This window comes from Pseudomonas sp. JY-Q (assembly GCF_001655295.1).
Taxonomy (GTDB): Bacteria; Pseudomonadota; Gammaproteobacteria; order Pseudomonadales; family Pseudomonadaceae; genus Aquipseudomonas; species Aquipseudomonas alloputida.
The window spans coordinates 323,054-342,437 of record NZ_CP011525.1; the positions used below are offsets into that span (position 1 = coordinate 323,054).

Annotated in this window: 23 protein-coding genes; 9 read left to right on the forward strand and 14 right to left on the reverse strand. The window is 62.8% G+C overall.

Going from position 1 to position 19,384, the window contains the following annotated elements:
* Positions 1 to 14 precede the first annotated feature (14 nt).
* From AA098_RS01455 to trmB, 4 genes are all read left to right on the forward strand, one after another.
* Positions 15 to 386 (forward strand): DUF423 domain-containing protein, encoded by a 372-nt coding sequence (locus AA098_RS01455; protein WP_010955645.1) that lies wholly within the window; start codon positions 15 to 17, stop codon positions 384 to 386.
* A gap of 102 nt (positions 387 to 488) precedes the next feature.
* Positions 489 to 689 carry a sulfur carrier protein ThiS gene (thiS, locus tag AA098_RS01460; protein ID WP_003249090.1) on the forward strand — a complete coding sequence of 67 codons (201 nt, stop codon included), beginning with the start codon at positions 489 to 491 and terminating at the stop codon, positions 687 to 689.
* Positions 690 to 743: 54 nt separating this feature from the next.
* Positions 744 to 1,556, forward strand: a complete 813-nt coding sequence (locus AA098_RS01465) for a thiazole synthase (RefSeq protein ID WP_003249091.1) — start codon at positions 744 to 746, stop codon at positions 1,554 to 1,556.
* A 9-nt stretch (positions 1,557 to 1,565) separates the two neighbouring features.
* Positions 1,566 to 2,288, forward strand: coding sequence for a tRNA (guanosine(46)-N7)-methyltransferase TrmB (gene trmB / locus AA098_RS01470; protein WP_004575478.1), 723 nt, complete (start codon positions 1,566 to 1,568; stop codon positions 2,286 to 2,288).
* A gap of 208 nt (positions 2,289 to 2,496) precedes the next feature.
* On the opposite strand, the gene AA098_RS01475 is transcribed toward trmB, so the two are convergent.
* From AA098_RS01475 to AA098_RS01515, 9 genes are all read right to left on the reverse strand, one after another.
* Positions 2,497 to 2,823, reverse strand: a complete 327-nt coding sequence (locus tag AA098_RS01475) for a DUF3392 domain-containing protein (protein ID WP_003249095.1) — start codon at positions 2,821 to 2,823, stop codon at positions 2,497 to 2,499.
* Between the two features lie 9 nt (positions 2,824 to 2,832).
* Complete coding sequence (hemW, locus tag AA098_RS01480; RefSeq protein WP_003249098.1) at positions 2,833 to 4,008, reverse strand: radical SAM family heme chaperone HemW; 1,176 nt, start codon at positions 4,006 to 4,008, stop codon at positions 2,833 to 2,835.
* Positions 4,005 to 4,601: an RdgB/HAM1 family non-canonical purine NTP pyrophosphatase gene (gene rdgB, locus AA098_RS01485; RefSeq protein WP_003249101.1), complete on the reverse strand. Its 597-nt coding sequence runs from the start codon at positions 4,599 to 4,601 to the stop codon at positions 4,005 to 4,007. Before rdgB ends, hemW begins: the two co-directional genes overlap by 4 nt.
* Complete coding sequence (locus tag AA098_RS01490) at positions 4,598 to 5,032, reverse strand: DUF4426 domain-containing protein (RefSeq protein ID WP_064613754.1); 435 nt, start codon at positions 5,030 to 5,032, stop codon at positions 4,598 to 4,600. Before AA098_RS01490 ends, rdgB begins: the two co-directional genes overlap by 4 nt.
* 22 nt (positions 5,033 to 5,054) lie before the next feature.
* Complete coding sequence (metW, locus tag AA098_RS01495; protein WP_003249106.1) at positions 5,055 to 5,675, reverse strand: methionine biosynthesis protein MetW; 621 nt, start codon at positions 5,673 to 5,675, stop codon at positions 5,055 to 5,057.
* Positions 5,676 to 5,682: 7 nt separating this feature from the next.
* Complete coding sequence (locus AA098_RS01500) at positions 5,683 to 6,822, reverse strand: homoserine O-acetyltransferase (protein ID WP_003249108.1); 1,140 nt, start codon at positions 6,820 to 6,822, stop codon at positions 5,683 to 5,685.
* A 99-nt stretch (positions 6,823 to 6,921) separates the two neighbouring features.
* Positions 6,922 to 7,512, reverse strand: coding sequence for a YggT family protein (locus AA098_RS01505; protein WP_012053960.1), 591 nt, complete (start codon positions 7,510 to 7,512; stop codon positions 6,922 to 6,924).
* A gap of 10 nt (positions 7,513 to 7,522) precedes the next feature.
* Entirely contained in the window at positions 7,523 to 8,341 is an 819-nt protein-coding gene (proC, locus tag AA098_RS01510) for a pyrroline-5-carboxylate reductase (protein ID WP_004575483.1), read from the reverse strand.
* 38 nt (positions 8,342 to 8,379) lie between these two features.
* On the reverse strand, positions 8,380 to 9,066 hold the full coding sequence (locus AA098_RS01515) for a YggS family pyridoxal phosphate-dependent enzyme (RefSeq protein WP_004575484.1): 687 nt from the start codon (positions 9,064 to 9,066) through the stop codon (positions 8,380 to 8,382).
* A gap of 65 nt (positions 9,067 to 9,131) precedes the next feature.
* On the opposite strand from AA098_RS01515, the gene AA098_RS01520 reads away from it, so the two are divergent.
* On the forward strand, positions 9,132 to 10,130 hold the full coding sequence (locus AA098_RS01520) for a type IV pilus twitching motility protein PilT (protein WP_060538891.1): 999 nt from the start codon (positions 9,132 to 9,134) through the stop codon (positions 10,128 to 10,130).
* 127 nt (positions 10,131 to 10,257) lie between these two features.
* On the opposite strand, the gene AA098_RS01525 is transcribed toward AA098_RS01520, so the two are convergent.
* Positions 10,258 to 10,884 carry a C40 family peptidase gene (locus AA098_RS01525; protein WP_003249118.1) on the reverse strand — a complete coding sequence of 209 codons (627 nt, stop codon included), beginning with the start codon at positions 10,882 to 10,884 and terminating at the stop codon, positions 10,258 to 10,260.
* Positions 10,885 to 11,050: 166 nt separating this feature from the next.
* On the opposite strand from AA098_RS01525, the gene AA098_RS01530 reads away from it, so the two are divergent.
* The gene (locus AA098_RS01530) at positions 11,051 to 11,470 is read left to right on the forward strand and encodes a TM2 domain-containing protein (RefSeq protein WP_003249120.1); all 420 of its coding nucleotides are present in this window, start codon (positions 11,051 to 11,053) and stop codon (positions 11,468 to 11,470) included.
* A 91-nt stretch (positions 11,471 to 11,561) separates the two neighbouring features.
* Here AA098_RS01530 and AA098_RS01535 read toward each other — a convergent pair whose 3' ends face one another.
* The 3 genes from AA098_RS01535 to AA098_RS01545 all read right to left on the reverse strand — a co-directional run bounded on the left by AA098_RS01535 (position 11,562) and on the right by AA098_RS01545 (position 16,405).
* The gene (locus AA098_RS01535; protein WP_003249122.1) at positions 11,562 to 12,260 is read right to left on the reverse strand and encodes an SPOR domain-containing protein; all 699 of its coding nucleotides are present in this window, start codon (positions 12,258 to 12,260) and stop codon (positions 11,562 to 11,564) included.
* Position 12,261: 1 nt separating this feature from the next.
* Complete coding sequence (argS, locus tag AA098_RS01540; protein WP_003249124.1) at positions 12,262 to 13,998, reverse strand: arginine--tRNA ligase; 1,737 nt, start codon at positions 13,996 to 13,998, stop codon at positions 12,262 to 12,264.
* A gap of 187 nt (positions 13,999 to 14,185) precedes the next feature.
* A complete protein-coding gene (locus AA098_RS01545) occupies positions 14,186 to 16,405 on the reverse strand; it encodes a primosomal protein N' (RefSeq protein ID WP_004575486.1) in 2,220 nt (739 codons plus the stop codon).
* A 167-nt stretch (positions 16,406 to 16,572) separates the two neighbouring features.
* Here AA098_RS01545 and rpmE point away from each other — a divergent pair, with 167 nt between their 5' ends.
* The 3 genes from rpmE (at position 16,573) to AA098_RS01560 (ending at position 19,059) form a co-directional block, all read left to right on the forward strand.
* Positions 16,573 to 16,788, forward strand: coding sequence for a 50S ribosomal protein L31 (rpmE, locus tag AA098_RS01550; protein ID WP_003249127.1), 216 nt, complete (start codon positions 16,573 to 16,575; stop codon positions 16,786 to 16,788).
* 2 nt (positions 16,789 to 16,790) lie between these two features.
* The gene (locus tag AA098_RS01555; protein WP_054888585.1) at positions 16,791 to 17,612 is read left to right on the forward strand and encodes a thermonuclease family protein; all 822 of its coding nucleotides are present in this window, start codon (positions 16,791 to 16,793) and stop codon (positions 17,610 to 17,612) included.
* A 178-nt stretch (positions 17,613 to 17,790) separates the two neighbouring features.
* Positions 17,791 to 19,059, forward strand: a complete 1,269-nt coding sequence (locus AA098_RS01560; protein ID WP_004575488.1) for a malic enzyme-like NAD(P)-binding protein — start codon at positions 17,791 to 17,793, stop codon at positions 19,057 to 19,059.
* A 111-nt stretch (positions 19,060 to 19,170) separates the two neighbouring features.
* On the opposite strand, the gene AA098_RS29670 is transcribed toward AA098_RS01560, so the two are convergent.
* Positions 19,171 to 19,299, reverse strand: coding sequence for a hypothetical protein (locus AA098_RS29670; RefSeq protein ID WP_254913526.1), 129 nt, complete (start codon positions 19,297 to 19,299; stop codon positions 19,171 to 19,173).
* Positions 19,300 to 19,384 lie beyond the last annotated feature (85 nt).

Below are 19,384 nucleotides of genomic sequence, written 5' to 3' on the forward strand. Positions count from 1 at the left end.
CAAGGAGTCGTCCCATGCTTCGCAGCTTCCTGATGCTTGCCGCCTTTTTTGGCTTTACCGGTGTCGCCCTGGGCGCCTTCGCCGCTCATGGCCTGAAAAACCGGCTGACGGCTGACTACCTGGCAATCTTCCATACCGGCGTGACTTACCAACTGGTCCATGCCTTGGCGATCTTCGGCGTTGCGGTGCTCTCGGCGCACCTGCCCGGGCGCCTGGTCGGGTGGGCTGGCGGCCTGTTTGCGTTGGGCATCGTGCTGTTCTCCGGCAGCCTGTACCTGCTGACCCTCAGTGGCCTTGGCAAGCTTGGCATCATCACCCCGATTGGTGGCTTGTGCTTCCTTGTCGGCTGGCTGTGCCTGGGCCTGGCAGCCTGGCGGCTGGGCTGACCGAGTGGTCCACAATCACGACTAATGGCGCGCACCGCCCTTGGGTTGCAGGGCGGTTCGGCGCTAGAATGCTGGCCCCAAAGAACAATGGTGGCCGTGCGCATGCGCATTAAATTGAACGGTGAACCTTACGAACTGCCTGCCGGCGAAAGCGTTGCAGCCCTGCTGGCGCGCCTGGAACTGACCGGGCGCCGTGTTGCAGTGGAACTGAACCTGGATATCGTGCCGCGTAGCCAGCACGACAGCACGCTGCTGAATGACGGCGACCAGGTCGAAGTGGTCCACGCCATCGGTGGCGGCTGACAGCAGCCCGGCGGTTCACAAGCAAGCCCTGCAACCTTTTCCCGAGGAACAACGATGAGCAACGTTCGTAGCGACAAGCCCTTCACCCTGGCCGGGCGTACTTTCCAGTCGCGCCTGCTGGTCGGTACCGGCAAGTACCGTGACATGGAAGAAACCCGCCTGGCCACCGAGGCCTCGGGTGCCGAAATCGTCACTGTCGCTGTGCGCCGCACCAACCTTGGCCAGAACGCGGGCGAGCCGAACCTGCTCGATGTACTGTCGCCCGACAAGTACACCATCCTGCCGAACACTGCAGGCTGCTTTGACGCGGTGGAAGCGGTACGCACTTGCCGTCTGGCCCGCGAACTGCTCGATGGGCGCAAATCGCACGAGTCCCGGACGCTGGTGAAGCTGGAAGTGCTGGCCGACCAGAAAACCCTGTTCCCCAACGTGATCGAAACCCTCAAGGCCGCCGAAGTGCTGGTCAAGGAAGGTTTCGATGTCATGGTCTACACCAGCGACGACCCGATCATCGCCCGTCAGCTGGCCGAAGTCGGCTGTATTGCGGTCATGCCGTTGGCTGGCCTGATTGGCACCGGCCTGGGTATCTGCAACCCCTACAACCTGCAGATCATCCTGGAAGAATCCAAGGTGCCGGTGCTGGTCGATGCTGGCGTGGGTACCGCATCCGACGCCACCATCGCCATGGAAATGGGCTGTGAGGCAGTGCTGATGAACTCGGCCATCGCCCACGCCCAGCAGCCGGTGTTGATGGCTGAGGCCATGAAACACGCCATTGTCGCGGGTCGCATGGCCTACCTGGCCGGCCGTATGCCGAAGAAACTCTATGCCAGCGCCTCTTCGCCGCTGGATGGTCTGATCAAGTAAGAGCAACTGATGACTGAATCGCACGATACGCCGATCACCCCCGACGGCGAAGCCCGCCCACACCGCCGCATCAAGAGCTTCGTGATGCGTGCCGGGCGCATGACCGAAGGCCAGCAACGCGGCCTGGACCAAGGCGGCCCGCTGTACATCCTGCCACTGGCTGACAGCCCGGTGGACTACGACCAGGTGTTCGGCCGTTCGGCCCCGCGCACCTTGGAGATCGGCTTCGGCATGGGCCATTCCCTGCTGGAAATGGCCGCTGCCGCACCTGAGCAGGATTTCATCGGTGTGGAAGTGCACCGCCCGGGTGTTGGCGCGCTGCTCAATGGCGTGCTGACCCAGGGGCTGAAAAACCTGCGGGTGTATGACTGCGATGCTATCGAAGTGCTGAACCGCTGCGTGGCGGATAACAGCCTTGATCGCCTGATGCTGTTCTTCCCAGACCCATGGCACAAGGCGCGTCACCACAAGCGCCGCATCGTCCAGCTGGAGTTCGCCGAGCTGGTACGTCGCAAGCTCAAGCCTGGTGGTGTGTTCCACATGGCCACCGATTGGGAGCCGTATGCCGAGTACATGCTGGAAGTGATGAGCGCAGCTCCTGGCTATCGCAACCGTGCGGCAGACGGCACCTATGTGCCGCGCCCCGAAGAGCGCCCGATCACCAAGTTCGAACGCCGCGGTGAGCGGCTGGGGCACGGGGTGTGGGACTTGAAGTTCGAGAAGGTCGATTGAGCGGCTGATACGGGCTTCTCGATGTGCCGATGCCTGCAGGAATGCAGGCGAAAAAACCGCCTTGAGAAGGGCGGTTTTTTCTTTGTAGGAGCGGGTTCACCCGCGAATACGGTAGTGGCGGCAACGGTGAACGGCGGGTGGAGATTGGCCAGCACGGCTGGCCCTTTCGCGGGTGAACCCGCTCCTACAAGGGCCCGGGGCCATTGGCTCAGCCTCGGCGATCCGCCACCACGCCAATCAATACCAGCACCACCAGCAACACAGGCGCCAACGCATAGTTGTTGAACTGGCTGAGCCCCTTCACCACCCACGGTGTGGCATAGATCAGCGCAGCACCGCTGCCGATCATGACCATCAGCGCCATGAACGGCACGCGCAGGGCGCCCGCGAGGCCGCCCAGGCGCTGCTCGGCCCAGGCTTTGACATCGGTGCCGAACAGCACCAGCAGGCAGCCTACCAAGGCCAGTGAAATCTCCGACAGGTTGCTGCGGCTCCAGCGGGAAACCGTCGCGAGCAGATCAAGTACCAGATCCATGGGTCATCCTTAGGTCAAGAAATACTGCAGCAGGTCATTGAGGAACAACTGGCCCCTCGGCGTGGCTACCAGTCGATCCGGTTCGACCTGCAAAAGGCCCTTTTGTTCGGCGGCGCGGCGTGCTTCCTGCAGCTGTGACAGTGGCAAGCCGGTGCGTTGGGTGAACAGTTCGGCTTCCACGCCATCGGTCAGGCGCAGGGCGTTCATCAGGAACTCGAACGGCAGTTCATCGACTGGCAGCAGCTTCTCGCCGGCCTTGAACGGCTTGGCCAGGTTCAGGTAATCCTTGGGCAGGCGGGTCTTCCAGGTACGCAGGATGCGCCCGTCGGCAAAGGTGAGCTTGCCGTGAGCGCCAGCGCCAATGCCGATGAAGTCACCGAAGCGCCAGTAGTTGAGGTTGTGGCGGGCGGCGCGGCCTGCCTGGGCGTAGGCCGATACCTCGTACTGGCGGTAGCCGTGCTCGGCCATCAGCGCTTGGCCGGCTTCCTGAATATCCCAGAGGATATCGTCTTCGGGCAGCTCTGGCGGCTGGTTCCAGAACACCGTGTTCGGCTCCACGGTCAGCTGATACCACGACAGGTGTGTCGGCCCCAGATCGATGGCCTGGCGCAGGTCACCCAGCGCGTCGTCCAGCGACTGGTCGGGCAGGCCGTGCATCAGGTCCATGTTGAAATTGTCGAAACCGGCCGCGCGCGCCATGTCGGCGGCCCGCACCGCTTCGTCGCCATTGTGGATGCGCCCCAGTGCCTCCAGCTTGGCTGGCTGGAAGCTCTGCACGCCGATCGAAAGACGGTTGATACCGGTCTGCCGGTAGGCCTTGAACTTGTCCTGCTCGAAGGTGCCCGGGTTGGCTTCGAGGGTGATCTCGATGTCTGGCGCGAACGGAATACGTTGCTCTATGCCACGCAGTAGCCGGCCAAGGGCGTTGGCACTGAACAGGCTTGGCGTACCGCCACCGAAGAAGATCGAGCTGATCGGGCGACCTTGTACGGCAGCCAGTTCCTGGTCGAGGTCGTCGAGCAGGGCTGTGACGTAGGCATCTTCCGGTAGTTCAGGCCCGGCTGCGTGGGAGTTGAAGTCGCAATAAGGGCATTTGCGTACGCACCACGGAATGTGGATGTACAGCGCCAGCGGCGGCAGGCTGCTAAAGCCTGCCGCGCCGGGGGGCGACAGCATTTCGATCATGCCAGGCCCAGACGTTTGCGCAGCAGGGCCATGGCACGGGCGCGGTGGCTGAGCTGGTTCTTGTCTGCTGGGGCTAGATCGGCGCTGGAGCAGTTGCGCTCCGGTACCCAGAACAGCGGGTCGTAGCCAAAGCCCTGCTCGCCGCTGGCCTCGAACAGGATGCGCCCGTGCCACAGGCCTTCGCACAGGATCGGCAATGGGTCGTCGGCGTGGCGCACCAGCGCCAGAACGCAGACGAACTGTGCACTGCGCTCAGCTTCAGGCACGTCTTTCAAGGCTTCGAGCAGCTTGGCATTGTTTGCCGCGTCACCTTTGCCATCGGCATAGCGCGCCGAGTAGATGCCCGGCGCGCCGCCGAGGAAGTCCACTGCCAGGCCAGAGTCATCGGCCAGGGCCGGCAGGCCGGAAATGCGGGCGGCGTTGCGCGCCTTGAGGATGGCGTTCTCGACGAACGACAGGCCGGTTTCTTCCGGCTCCACTTGGCTGAACTCACCAATCGAGTGCAGCTGCACGGAATGGCCGAGCATGGCCTGGAGTTCCTTCAGTTTGCCGGCATTGTGGCTGGCCAATACGAGTTGCTGGAAATTCATCATTCGCCTGGGAACACTTCCTGGTTGAAGCTGAGAGAGTTGCTGATGCCGCCGGTTTCGATGTTCAAGTCGAAGGTGACGGTTTCTGGCTGGTCGATCTTGAACTGGGCGATGTAATACACCGCGCCCTGTTCGGTAATCTGCTTGAACGACAGCGGGCTGCTGCGCCCGGTCAGGTCCTTGACCGTGCCGCTGATCACCGCTGTTGCAGGTTTGCTGGCCTTGAGGACGGTAATGTTGAGCACGCCCTGGTTCTTGCTGCGCACCAGGCCGGTGGCCGCGGCCACCTCGGGTGTGAGCATGCTCGAGGTGAATGCGCTGTAGTGCACCGTCACGTCGCCAAATACCTCCTTGCGCTCGGGGCGTGCGGCATCGGCAGCCAATACTGGCAGGGCCAGGCACAGGCTGATCAGGAACAGGGCTAGGCGACGCATGGTGCGATTCCTCCGGTGGGCGTCAGACCGCGAGCTGATGCTCTTGCAGGCCCGGACTGCTGACGCGGTAGATGCCGATCTCACCTAGAAGATTAGGCCATAGCCGGCCACCCCACCCGTTGCGGTGCAAGTGGTCGACCGCCAGGCGGTCGAGTACCTTGGCTCGGCGTTCGTGCACAAGTTCTTCGAAGTCGGCGAAGGTGCAGAAGTGGATGTTCGGCGTGTTGTACCAGGTATACGGCATGAAGTCCGATACCGGCATGCGGCCTTTGGTCGCCAGGTACCAGCGGCAGCGCCAGTGGCCGAAGTTCGGGAAGGTGATGATGCACTGACGGCCCACTCGCAGCATTTCGTCGAGGATGCGGTCGGGGTATTCCACGGCCTGCAGGGCTTGGGTCATGATCACCACGTCGAAGCTGTTGCTGGCGAAGTTGCCCAGGCCTTTGTCCAGGTCTTGTTCGATGACGTTGACGCCTTTGGCCACGCAGGCGGCGATATTGTCGGCGTCGATTTCCAGGCCGTAGCCGGTGACCTGTTTGCGGTCACGCAGCGAGGCCAGCAGTTCGCCGCTACCGCAGCCCAGGTCGAGTACCCGGCTGCCGGCGGGGATCCAGTCGTGGATGATTTCCAGATCGGCTCTCATGCTGTCCTCAGATGGCAATGCGGTTCATGTAGTTCGAGAAACCCTGCATGTAGCGAGGTGTGGGGATCAGGAAGGCATCGTGCCCGTAGGGCGAATCGATCTCCAGGTAGCAGACGTTCTTGCGCGCGGCCATCAGCGCGTCGACGATCTCGCGCGAACGGGCCGGAGAAAAGCGCCAGTCGGTGGTGAACGACATGATGCAGTAGTCTGCCTTGACGTGGGCCAGGGTGGCGGCCAGATCACCACCGTGCGTGGCGGCCGGGTCGAAATAGTCCAGTGCCTTGGTCATCAGCAGGTAGGTGTTGGCGTCGAAACGGCCGGAAAACTCCTCGCCCTGATAGCGCAGATAGCTTTCGACCTGGAACTCGACGCTGTGGAAGTCGTAGTTGAGCTTGTCGCTTTTCAGCTCTCGGCCGAATTTTTCACCCATCGAATCATCGGACAGATAGGTAATGTGGCCGACCATGCGTGCCAGCATCAGGCCGCGCTTGGGGATCACGCCCTGGTCCTGGAACGAGCCTCCATGGAACTCGGGGTCGGTAAGAATGGCCTGACGCGCCACCTCGTTGAAGGCGATGTTCTGCGCCGACAGCTTGGGTGCCGAGGCAATGTCGACGCAGTGGCGTACGCGCTCGGGGTAGGTCATCGTCCATTGCAGCGCCTGCATGCCCCCCAGGCTACCGCCGACGATAGCTGCCCACTGCTGGATGCCCAGGCGGTCGGCCAGCCGTGCCTGGCTGTGCACCCAGTCTTCCACGGTCAATACCGGGAACTCGGCGCCATATGGCTTGCCGGTGGCCGGGTTGACACTGCTGGGGCCGGTGCTGCCGTTGCAGCCGCCGAGGTTGTTCAGGCTGACCACGAAGAAGCGGTTGGTATCGATCGGTTTTCCGGGGCCGATGCAGCTGTCCCACCAGCCCGGCTTGCGGTCGGTGGCGGCATGGTAGCCAGCGGCATGGTGGTGGCCGGACAGGGCATGGCAGATCAGCACGGCGTTGCTCGCGCTGGCGTTCAGGGTGCCATAGGTCTCGTAGACCAGTTCGTAACTGGCCAGTGAACGGCCACAGGCCAGTGCCAGCGGTTCATCGAACCGGGCGGTTTGCGGTACTACCAGACCGACGGAATCTTCGGGAAAGACAGTTGACATCGACCCTGCTCACGCTTGACGGAGGCGTAAGTCTAAAGAGCGCTACCCCCAGCGGCAAGCAAAGGCTTGCGACTGGGGGCACGCTGGCTCTGGCGAGCCTCAGATCATTCGCCACAGCTCTTGAGGCATGCCCGCGTAGGCGGCCAGCGGAGGCATGACAAACGACTGGATCACCTGGATCGCCAGGAAGGCGAAGATCGGCGAGATGTCCATGCCGCCCAGGTTTGGCACCAGGCGGCGGAACGGCGCCAGCACGGGCTCGCTGATCTGGTAGGCCAGTTCGGCCGCCGGGTTGTGGCTGTTGGGGGCAACCCAGGAAACGATCACCATGACGATCATCGCCACCCAGAAAATCTTCAGGAACAGCGAGGTGATGCCGATGATCGCCCACATCAGCAGGTGCAGGACGTCGCCGAAGGTACCGTAGGTGACCATCAGCACAAAGCCCATCAGCAAGGCCTGGATGACCACCGCCAGCAGTAGCGACGAGGTATCCAGCCCGCCAACGCTAGGGATGATCCGGCGGATCGGCTTGAGCAGCGGTTGGGTGGCACGAACGGCGAACTGGCACAGCGGGTTGTAGAAGTTGGCCTTGACCAGTTGCAGCACGAAGCGCAGCAGGACGATGACCAGGTAAAGGCTGACCAGGGTTTGCACCACGAAAATCGCGGCGCCTGACAGTGCATTCATCTAAAGCTCCTTATTTGCCCAGTTGTTCGGCCAGCTCGGCGGAGCGCGTGGCTGCAGCCTGCAGCGCCTGCTCGACGATGGCTTCGAAGCCGCTGGCCTGGAACGACTTGATCGCCGCTTCCGTGGTGCCGGCGGGCGAAGTGACGCGGCGGCGCAGTTCAGCGGCATCGACATCGCTTGCAACTGCCATGCGCGCGGCGCCCAGGGCCGTCTGCAAGGTCAGTTGGGAGGCCGTTTCGCGTGGCAGGCCGAGTTTTTCGCCTGCCGCGGTCATGGCCTCGATCAGCAGGAAGAAGTACGCCGGGCCACTGCCGGACACAGCTGTCACGGCGTCCAGTTGCTGTTCCTGCTCCAGCCACAGGGCGGTGCCCACGGCCGACAGCAGTTGTTCGGCCTGCTGACGCTGTTCGCCGGACACTTCAGCGGTGGCGTACAGGCCGCTCACGCCTTGGCGCAGCAATGCCGGGGTGTTGGGCATGCAGCGCACCACCGGGCGAGCGCCCACCCAGCTTTGCAGGCTGGCGCACGTGATGCCGGCGGCGATTGAAACGATCAGCTGGCCATCCTGCAGGTTGGGTTGCAGTGCCTGACATACGGTTTTCATGACTTGTGGCTTGACCGCCAGCACGATGACGTCAGCGCCATCGATGGCCTGGGCGTTGTCCTCGAAGGCTTCAATGCCGTGCTCGGCCTGGATGCGACTGCGGGTCTCGGCGCCCGGGTCGCTGGCGCGGATCTGCGAGGCGTCCAGGCCCTGGGCACGCAGACCACCGATCAGGCTGGCGGCCATGTTGCCGGCGCCGATAAAGGCAATACGTGTCTTGCTCATGTCAGGTCCTTGTGGAAAAGAGTGAGTGAAGCATGGAATCAGGTGTTGCCGTAGTCGCGGGCGCCGAACAGGGCCGTGCCAATTCGTACCCACGTCGCGCCCTGGGCGATAGCCGCTTCCAGGTCGTGGCTCATGCCCATGGACAGGGTGTCCAGGCCAAACCCCAGGCCTTCCTGCAACTTGCGCAGGCTGGCGAAGGCGGCCTCCTGGGTGGCGCGGTCTTCGGTGGGTTCCGGGATTGCCATCAGCCCGCGCAGGCGCAGGTTGGGCAGTGCGGCTACGGCTTTGGCCAACGCGGGTAGGTCGGCCGGGGTGCAGCCGGATTTACTGTCTTCGCCGCTGACGTTTACCTGCAGGCAGATGTTCAGCGGCGCCAACCCGGCAGGGCGCTGTTCCGACAGGCGTTGGGCAATTTTCAGGCGGTCCACGGAATGCACCCAGTCGAAATGCTCGGCGATGGCTTTGGTCTTGTTCGACTGAATGGGGCCGATGAAGTGCCAGATCAAGGGCAAGTCGCTGAGGGCCTGCTGCTTTGTCAGTGCTTCCTGTAGGTAATTCTCCCCGAAGTCGCGCACACCGGCGGCATGGATCTCGCGGATAGCGCTGGCGGGCTTGGTCTTGCTCACGGCCAGCAACTGGACGCTGGCCGGATCACGCCCGACTGCCTGGGCAGCACTGGCGATACGGGCGGAAATCGCGGAAAGGTTGTCTGCTAGGGTGGACATGGATCGATGCCGGCAGCTGTAGGGTCTGCGGCATTCTACCTGCTTGAAGGCCTTTGGGGAGTCTCATGGATGTGACCGACCTGTTGGCCCGAGCTGTGGATGCGGGGGCTTCAGACCTGCACCTGGCGACGGGCCAGATTCCGATGCTGCGCCTGGATGGCGAGTTGCAGCGTATGGGCTTGCCGCCCTTGAGCCAGGGTGCTTTGAACGAGGGCATGGCGAGCGTGCTGGATGACGACCAGCGCCGGCAGTGGGCCCAAGGCGATGAAATGGACCTTGCGCTGGAGTTGCCGGCGCTTGGGCGCTTTCGGCTGAACCTGTTTCGCCAGTTGAATGGCCCGGCGGTTACCTTTCGGTTGATTCCGGGGCGCATTGCGACGGTGAGTGAGCTGGACCTTGCGGATGTGTTTCAAGCTGTTGCGCAATGTCGGGATGGCTTGATCCTCGTGGGCGGGCCGACCGGCAGTGGCAAGTCCAGTACCCTGGCAACGCTACTCGACCAGCTGAACCGCGAGCAAGCGCTGCACATCATCACCCTGGAAGACCCTGTCGAGGTCATCCATGCCAGCCAGCGCAGCCTGGTCAACCAACGTGAGATGGGGCGCCATAGTCGCGGCTTTGCTCAGGGGCTGCGCAGTGCGCTGCGCCAGGACCCGGACGTGATCATGATCGGCGAGTTGCGCGACCTGGAAACCATTCGTCTGGCCCTGCGCGCGGCCGAAACCGGGCACCTGGTGCTGGCAACCGTGCATGCGCGTTCGGCGACCAGCAGCATCGACAGGTTGGTGGAGGTATTTGCTGCCGAGGAAAAGCCGTTGGTGCGGGCGATGCTGGCCGAGTCGCTGCGCCTGGTGGTCGCGCAGGTGCTGGTCAGGCGCGTGGGGGGTGGGCGGGTGGCTGCGCGGGAAGTGCTGGTGGCGACGCCGGCGGTGCGTAACCTGATTCGGGAGGGGCGGTTGGCGCAGTTGTCTTCGGTGATGCAGGGCGGGGCGGCGGAGGGGATGCTGACGATGGAGGGGGCGTTGCGGAGGCTGAGGGAGCGAGGGTTGATCAAAGGCTTGTAGTACCTGCAAAGGCCCTTTGGCGGGCGCGCCCGCTCCCACAGGTGTGGCGCTGCCCGCGAGAGCGACGCGGTAGCTGTGGGAGCGGGCGTGCCCGCGAAGGGGCCGGTACCGGATAGCGCCGATCAGATTAACGCTTGGCCAGACTCAGCTGCTGCTGCTCTTTCGGCAGCACCCGTTTGGCCACCACGTAGTGCTTCTGCCAGTAAGGCTTGCTCAAGGTGTCGATACTCACCCGCTTGCCACGGCGTGGCGCGTGGATGAAGCGGTCGTTACCCAGGTAGATGGCGACGTGATTGACCCGACGGCTCTTGATGTTGAAGAAGATCAGGTCGCCAGGCTTCAGATCACCCTTGGCCACCTTCACCCCATGGCCCTGGGCCATGGCATTGGAGGTGCGCGGCAGATCGACGTCGGCGACGTCGTTGAAGGCGTATTTGACCAGCCCGCTGCAGTCAAAGCCTTTTTTCGGGCTGCTGCCGCCCCAAACATAAGGGGTACCTAGCACATTTACCGCACGGCTCAGCACATCGCTGCTTTGCTTCGGCGACATGGCGGCGACATTCGCACCGCGGTTGCTGACGGCATTGCTTGGGCGGGCGCGCAGCGCGGTCTGCTTGGCGGGTGCGTGTTTCACCGACGCGTTGGTCGTGTAGCCGGTGAAACCATTGGGAAGACGTTGCTCACGATTGGTGGCGTGGGCGGCCAGGGGCAATAATAGGCAGAGGGTCAGCCATGTCTTGATCAAAGGCGGCATAGATGAAGCTCTTATGAATAGTTATGTGTTGGGCGCGCAACTTTATAACAGCTTTTTGATCAGTTATTGATCCGTTGGTCGATTGCCTAGGCGCCGTATGTCGGGTAGCGACGAGAAAGTCACATTTTTTCTTAGAAAATTTTCGGATAACCCACGGGGGCTATGAATGAACAGTTATCAACAGGGGGTGCCCTTTCACGACACCCACAGCAAAACCATTGGCTACCTGCTGTGGATTTTCGGCTTCACCGGGTCCCATCGTTTCTATTACGGCAGGCCGATTACCGGGACCATCTGGTTCTTCACCTTCGGCTTGCTGGGCATTGGTTGGTTGATCGACCTGTTCCTGATCCCGTCCATGGACCGTGAAGCCGACCTGAGGTTTCAGTCCGGGCGTATCGACTACAACATCGCCTGGATTCTGCTGACCTTCCTGGGGGTGTTTGGCCTGCACCGGCTGTATCAGGGCAAATGGATCACCGCGATCATCTACTTCTTTACCGGCGGGTTGTTCCTGGTGGGGGTGCTATATGACTTCTGGACGTTGAACAGCCAGGTGTCCGAGAGGAATGCGGGGCGGGGCTGACGGTACCGGGGCTGTTTTAGAGCCCATTCAGGGGCAAGCCCGTCCCCCATGAAAAAGGCCTTGTCGCGCCGCCGCGGCAAGGCCTTCTTTGTTACTGGCGGGTCTGCCGCTGTTGCAGCAACAGGTTGCTGAATCCGGCCCCAGCCAGCTGCTTCTGTGCCCCGGTCAACTGCTCGCGGTTGCTGAACGGCCCGACCAGCACGCGGTACCAGGTTTCATCCTTGACCGTGCCCGACTCCACTTTCACGGACTGGCCCAGCAGGATGATCTGTGCCCGTACCTTGTCAGCATCGGCCTGCTTGCGGAACGAGCCGGCCTGAAGGAAGTACTGCGTGGTCGCCGCCGGCTTGATCACAGGCGGTGGCGGCGGCGGGGTCTGGCCGAGCAGCGCTGCCTGGGCCCTCGCCGTGTCGATTTTTGCCGCTTCTGCTGGTGTCACCGGGGTTACCGGCTGGGCCGGCACCGGTGGCGTTTTCTCCGGTACGGCTTCCGGCGGCACGATCACCTCAGACTCCGGCAGCAGGGTGTAGAAGTCGTACTTCGGCTTCACCGGCTGTTGCGGGGTAGCTTGCGCGGGCTTGCCGGCTTCGGCCGTTTTCGCCGGTTTCTCCTGCTCGGGCTTGGTGCGCTTGATGTCATCGCCACCGGGTTCGAGCTTCATCAGGAACACGATGAACGCGCCTACGGTCAGGCCGACCGCCAGCCATACCCAGCCGGGGATCGGCTGTTTGGCCGGTGCCGTCTGGCGGCTGGCGCCGCGTTTCGGGGCAGGTTTTTTCTTGGCAGCCAACTTACATGCGCTCCAGGGTTTCCAGGCCGAGCAGTTCCAGACCTTGTTTGAGGGTGCGGCCGGTCAGGGCGGCCAGGCGCAGCCGGCTCTGCTGCTGCGAAGGGGTTTCGGCAGCGAGGATCGGGCAGTTCTCGTAGAAGCTCGAGAACAGGCCGGCCAAGTCGTACAGGTAGCTGCACAATACGTGCGGCGTGCCTTTTTCGGCGACGTTGTTGAGGATTTCGCCAAACTGCGCCAGGCGCGCGGCCAAGTCCTGCTCGTGGGCTGCGTGCAGCACGATTTTGCCGTCGACTTCGTCAAAGCCTTTGCCCAGCTTGCGGAACACGCCGGCTACGCGGGTGTAAGCGTACAGCAGGTAAGGGGCGGTGTTGCCTTCGAAGTTGAGCATCAGCTCGAAGTTGAAGCTGTAGTCACTGGTGCGGTGCTTGGACAGGTCGGCGTATTTCACCGCGCCAATGCCCACCACCTCGCCGATGTGGCGCAGTTCGTCGTCGGCCAGGCTCGGGTTCTTTTCCTTGACCAGCGCGTAGGCGCGCTCCTTGGCCTCGGTGAGCAGGTCGATCAGCTTCACGGTGCCGCCGTCACGGGTCTTGAACGGGCGGCCGTCGGCGCCGTTCATGGTGCCGAAGCCCATGTGCTCCATTTGCATCGGGTGGCCGACGAAGCCAGCGCGGCGGGCCACTTCGAACACCTGATTGAAGTGCAGGGCCTGGCGCTGGTCGACGAAGTACAGTGCGCGGTCAGCCTTCAACACGTTGCTGCGGTAACGCACGGCAGCCAGGTCGGTGGTGGCGTACAGATAGCCGCCGTCAGCCTTCTGCACGATCACCGGCAGGGGGTCGCCTTCGCTGTTCTTGAACTCGTCGAGGAACACGCATTGGGCGCCCTGGTCTTCGACCAGCAGGCCCTTGGCCTTGAGGTCGGCCACCACATTGGCCAAGTCGTCGTTGTAGGCGCTTTCGCCCATCACGTCGGCCATGGTCAGTTTGACGTTGAGCAGCTCGTAGGTCTTCTGGCAGTGCGACAGCGAGATGTCCTTGAAGCGTGTCCAAAGGGCCAGGCACTCGGGGTCACCGGCTTGCAGCTTGACCACCAGGCCGCGGGCGCGAGTGGCGAACTCTTCCGATTCATCGAAGCGTTTCTTCGCCGCGCGGTAGAAGTTTTCCAGGTCCGACAGCTCGTCGCTGGTGATCGGGTTTTCCTGCAGGTAGGCCATCAGCATGCCGAACTGGGTACCCCAGTCGCCGACGTGGTTCTGGCGGATGACGTTGTCGCCCAGGAACTCCAGCACGCGCGCAACGCTGTCGCCGATGATGGTCGAGCGCAGGTGGCCGACGTGCATTTCCTTGGCCAGGTTGGGCGCCGACATGTCGATCACCACCTTTTGCGCCGGGCCGGCTTTGCGTGCACCCAGGTGGGCGTCGGCCAGAGCGGCATCCAGGCGGTTGGCCAGGGCGTCGGTGTTCTGGAAGAAGTTGAGGAAGCCGGGGCCTGCAATCTCGACCTTGCTGATGTCGGCGCTGGCCGGCAGGGCGTTGATCAGTTTTTCGGCGAGGTCGCGCGGCTTCATGCCGGCCGGCTTGGCCAGCATCATGGCGATGTTGCTGGCGAAGTCGCCGTGGGTCTTGTCCCGGGCGTTTTCCACCTGGATCGCCGGCGACAGCCCTTCAGGCAGCACACCGTCGGTGACGAGTTGGGTGAGGGCTTGCTGGATCAGCTGGCGAATGGTGTCTTTCATGGGGATCTCTTTTCGACCGCAAGCGCGGTGAGCGCCTGGATGCGCAGGTGGAAAAACTGGGCATTATCCGTTGCCGGGAGCAGGTTGCCAACCTTTGGGCGGCAAGCTGGGGGCCACAAGCGGCAAGAAAAAGCGGCATCGCACCCGCCCGGCGCTTGCTTGCCGCTGGTCACTCGCAGCTTGCAGCTCAATACAGGTCTACCGGGTCGACATCCAGCGACCAGCGCACCTGGCGCCCGCTCGGCAACTGTTCCAACACTAGCAACCAGGCGCTGATCAGTCGATGCAACGGCGCCCGGGTATTGGCCTGTATCAACAATTGTGCGCGGAATCGTCCGGCGCGGCGCTCCATGGGCGCCGGTACCGGGCCCAGCAGTTCGATGCCCGGCAGGTGCTGTTCGGCCACCAGGCGCTCGGCGGCGGCACAGGCTTCGTCGAGGAAACCTTCGGCCTGCCCCGGCTTGTGTGCTTCGGCACGCAGCAAGGCCAGGTGCGAGTAGGGCGGCAGCCCGGCGGCTCGGCGTTCGTCCAGGGCCTGTTCGGCGAAGGCGAAGTAGCCTTGCTCGGTTAGCTGGACCAGCAGTGGGTGGTCGGCCAGGTGGGTCTGGATGATGACCTTGCCGGGTTCTTCGGCCCGCCCGGCCCGCCCGGCCACCTGTACGATAAGTTGTGCCATGCGCTCGCTGGCGCGGAAGTCACCGGAAAACAGCCCGCCATCGGCATCAAGGATGGCCACCAGGGTCACCCGCGGGAAGTGGTGGCCCTTGGCGAGCATCTGGGTGCCGACGAGGATGCTTGGCTGGCCGCGCTGGATGGTGCTGAACAGGTTGTGCATGGCGTCCTTGCGCGCCGTGCTGTCGCGGTCCACGCGAAGGATCGGGTAATCCGGGAACAGCACCTTCAGGCGCTCTTCGGCGCGCTCGGTACCGGCACCGACCGGGCGCAGGTCGACGTGGTTGCATTGCGGGCACTGGTGCGGCAGGCGTTCGTCATAGCCACAGTGGTGGCAGCGCAGCACGCCGGAGCGCTGGTGCACGGTCATGCGCGCATCGCAGCGTGGGCATTCGGACAGCCAGCCGCAATCGTGGCACAGCAAGGTTGGGGCAAAGCCGCGGCGGTTGAGGAACACCAGCACTTGTTGGCCAGCTTCCAGGGTCTGTCGGATAGCCTGCTGCAGCGGGCCACTGATGCCGCTGTCCAGTGGCAGGCTCTTCACATCAAGGCGCAGCATGCGCGGCGGGCGTGCCCCCCCGGCGCGTTGGTTCATACGCAGCAGGCGGTAGCGGCCGGTCAGGGCGTTGTGCAGGGTTTCCAGCGACGGTGTGGCGGAGCCGAGCAGGATCGGGATGTTCTCCTGGTGAGCGCGTACCAGTGCCAGGTCGCGGGCGTGGTACCGCAGGCCTTCCTGCTGTTTATAGGAGCCGTCGTGCTCTTCGTCGATGATGATCAGGCCGGGGTTTTTCATCGGCGTGAACAATGCCGAGCGGGTGCCGATGATGATATCGGCCTCGCCGTCCCGTGCCGCCAGCCAGGCATCCAGGCGTTCGCGGTCGTTCACCGCAGAGTGCAGCAGGGCAATGCGCGCGTTGAAGCGTTGCTCGAAGCGCGCCAGGGTTTGCGGGCCGAGGTTGATCTCCGGGATCAGCACCAGCGCCTGCTTGCCGGCTTCCAGGGTTTCGCGGATCAGTTGCAGGTAGACCTCGGTCTTGCCACTGCCGGTGACGCCGGCCAGCAAGAACGCGCCGAAACCGCCAAAGCCCTCGCACACGGCGTCGAAGGCATCGCGTTGCTCTTCGTTGAGGGGGAGTTCTGGCTGTGCCAGCCAGTGCTCATGGCGCAGGGCCGGCAAGTGGCGGCGCGTCTCGATCTGCACCAGATCCTTGGCCAGCAGCAGGTCGAGGCTGTCCTTGTTCAGGTTGAGTTTGGCCAGCAGGCTGTGGGCCACGCCGTGCGGGTGCTGGGCCAGGGTCTTGAGGGCGTCGCGCTGGCGCGGCGCGCGGGCGATGCGCGGGTCCTCCAGGCGGGCGCCAGGGGCTATGTGCCAGAAGCGTTCCTGGCGCATTTCGGCAGCTTCGCCCTGGCGCAGTAGCGTGGGCAGCGCCCAGCTCAGGGTATCGCCCAGGCTGTGCTGGTAGTACTGGGCGGTCCACAGGCACAGCTTGAACAGCGACGCGGGGATGGGGGACACCGGGTCGAGCAGGGCAGTGGCCGGCTTCAGTTTGTCGGCGGGCACTTCGCTCTGCGTGCACACCTCTATCAGCACACCGATCATTTCGCGGCGGCCAAAGGGCACGCGGATGCGCATGCCAGGGGTCAAGGTCTGGCGCGCCATGCTCGCCGGCGCCTTGTAGTCGAACAGGCGCCGCAGCGGAGAGGGCAGGGCAAGGCGCAGGATGACGTCGGACACGCGGAAAGTCTCGGAGGGCGTTACAAGGACTGGCGAGCCTAGCAGACGACGGTCGGTGCAAGCGACATCTTGCGCTGACGGTGTGCTCTGGTATTATTCGCCGCCTAATTACGTGCGGTATTCAACAATTGGTGTTGGGTGGCGGCACGCAGCTCGAGGAAGTGACCATGAAAGAAGGTATCCACCCGAACTACGAAGTAGTTGCAGTCACCTGCAGCTGCGGTAACAAGTTCGAAACTCGTTCGACCCTGGGCAACGTCCTGTCGATCGACGTTTGCAACCTGTGCCACCCGTTCTACACCGGTAAGCAGAAAGTTCTGGACACCGGTGGTCGCGTACAGAAGTTCGCCGATCGCTTCGGCATGTTCGGTGCCAAGAAGTAATCATGCGCAGGGCGAATCCTTCGGGCTTCGCATTGTTGCTGAAGAAGGCGTCCCTTGTGGGCGCCTTTTTTGTGGGCGTTATCTGGCATTTCCCGGTCCTGGCGTTCTGCCCACAGCCGGATAAGCCCCAATGGGTAGCGGTACGACAGGTGGTTGATGGCGACACCTTGCGTCTGGTCGATGGCCGCAGTGTGCGGCTGATCGGTATCAATGCCCCGGAAATAGGCCGCAAGGGGCGTACCAGTGAGCCCTATGCCGAAGCTGCCAGGCGGCGATTGCAGGCCTTGGTAAAGGCCAATGACGATCGTGTCGGGCTGGTGCCTGGTGTTGAAGGTAAGGACAAGTACGGTCGCACACTGGCGCACATCTACAGCCGCAATGGCGACAATCTGGAAGCACAATTGCTTAGCGAGGGCTTGGGCTACCGCGTGGCCATTGCCCCTAATGTGCGTTTCAGTGGTTGCCAGCAGCTTGCCGAACAAGTAGCGCGCCAGGCTGGCGTTGGCCTGTGGCGGCGTTCGCCCGTAGTGGCTGCAAGCGATGTCAGGCAGTCAGGTTTCGCTGTTGTGCGTGGTCGTATCGAAGGCATCGAGCAAAATCGTGGTGGGGTCTGGCTTACCCTGGGCGGTACCCTGGTACTGCAGGTTCCCGCTCGTCTGCAGCGCAACTTCCCCGCCAGCTTCTTCGATAATCTCAAGGGACGCCAGGTCGAAGCGCGCGGCTGGGTGCTGGATCGTTCCCGCAGGGGTGGCCTCAAGCCCGGGCAGCGACGTTGGGTGTTGCCATTGACCGATCCAAGCATGTTGGAGCGCATTTCAGGTTAAAAGATGTAGACATTTCGCTACGAGATTGTACACACTGTTGGTCGTATGCCCCCGTGGGTTGTAGCGTAAAGTCGTAGGCTAAAGGCCTTGACACAAGTGACCGGCCAGTCTTGTGGCTCCCCGGCTCTTTGCGTATCCTCGGCGGTCCGTCAGAACAGTAAATAGCGGAATGCCCACCATGTCAGACCTGAAAACCGCCGCTCTCGAATATCACGCTCAACCTCGTCCGGGGAAACTGAGCGTTGAACTCTCCAAGCCCACTGCCACCGCCCGTGACCTCGCCCTGGCCTACAGCCCAGGTGTTGCAGAGCCGGTGCGCGAAATTGGCCGTGATCCAGAGCTGGCTTACAAATACACCGGCAAAGGCAACCTGGTTGCGGTGATTTCCGATGGCACTGCCATCCTCGGTCTGGGTGACCTCGGCCCACTGGCTTCCAAGCCGGTCATGGAAGGCAAGGGTGTTCTGTTCAAGCGTTTCGCCGGTATCGATGTGTTCGACATCGAAGTCGAATCGGAAAGCCCGCAAGCGTTCATCGACACCGTTCGCCGCATTTCGATCACCTTCGGTGGCATCAACCTTGAAGACATCAAGGCGCCTGAGTGCTTTGAAATCGAACGTACCCTGATCGAACAGTGCGACATCCCGGTGTTCCACGATGACCAGCACGGTACTGCCATCGTGACTGCCGCCGGCATGATCAACGCCCTGGAAATCGCTGGCAAGAAACTGGAAGAAGCCAAGATCGTCTGCCTGGGCGCCGGCGCTGCTGCCATTTCCTGCATGAAGCTGCTGGTAAGCATGGGTGCGAAGGTCGAGAACATCTTCATGATCGACCGTAGTGGCGTGATCCACGCTGGCCGTGACGACCTGAACCAGTACAAGGCGCAGTTCGCCCACGCGACCGACAAGCGTACTCTGGCCGACGCCCTTGACGGTGCCGACGTGTTCGTAGGTCTGTCTGGCCCGAACCTGCTGAGCCCAGAAGGCCTGAAGTCGATGGCTGCCAACCCGATCGTGTTCGCCTGCTCGAACCCGGACCCGGAAATCTCGCCAGAGCTGGCGCACGCCACTCGCAACGACGTGATCATGGCGACCGGTCGTTCCGACTACCCGAACCAGGTCAACAACGTACTGGGCTTCCCGTTCATCTTCCGTGGTGCTCTGGACGTTCGCGCCAAGCGTATCAACGAAGAGATGAAGATCGCTGCCGCTATCGCCCTGAAAGACCTGGCCAAGCTGCCAGTGCCGAAGGAAGTTTGCGAAGCCTATGGCGTTGAAGGCCTGGAGTTCGGCCGTGAGTACATCATTCCGAAGCCGCTGGATGCACGCTTGATCACCGTCGTTTCCGATGCTGTGGCCAAGGCTGCCATCGAATCCGGCGTGGCTACCCTGCCATATCCGAAGCACTACCCGCTGACCAGCGTGGATGAAGTGTTCAACGGCTGATTGCCGCAAGCGACATAAAAAAGCCCCGGCTCGCATGAGCCGGGGCTTTTTGTTGGGGCTTGGGAATGTGTCAGGGCTGCAAGGTGTTCGTCAGGGCACTTGTGGCGCCTATCAGATCGAGCGCCGCCCGCGCGGCGCATCGCGACGCAAAGGCCGCTCCCACATTTGTTGCAACGTGGCCATGCCTGTGCGGCCATGGTTGTCAGCCTTGCTGGCATGACTGGATTTGGAGGTGGGCATTGATGCCGCCCCGCCTGTCTCAAGGCATGCACCCAGGCGGGCAACCATGGCTTGGCAGGTTCGGCACGTTGCAGCAGATATGGGA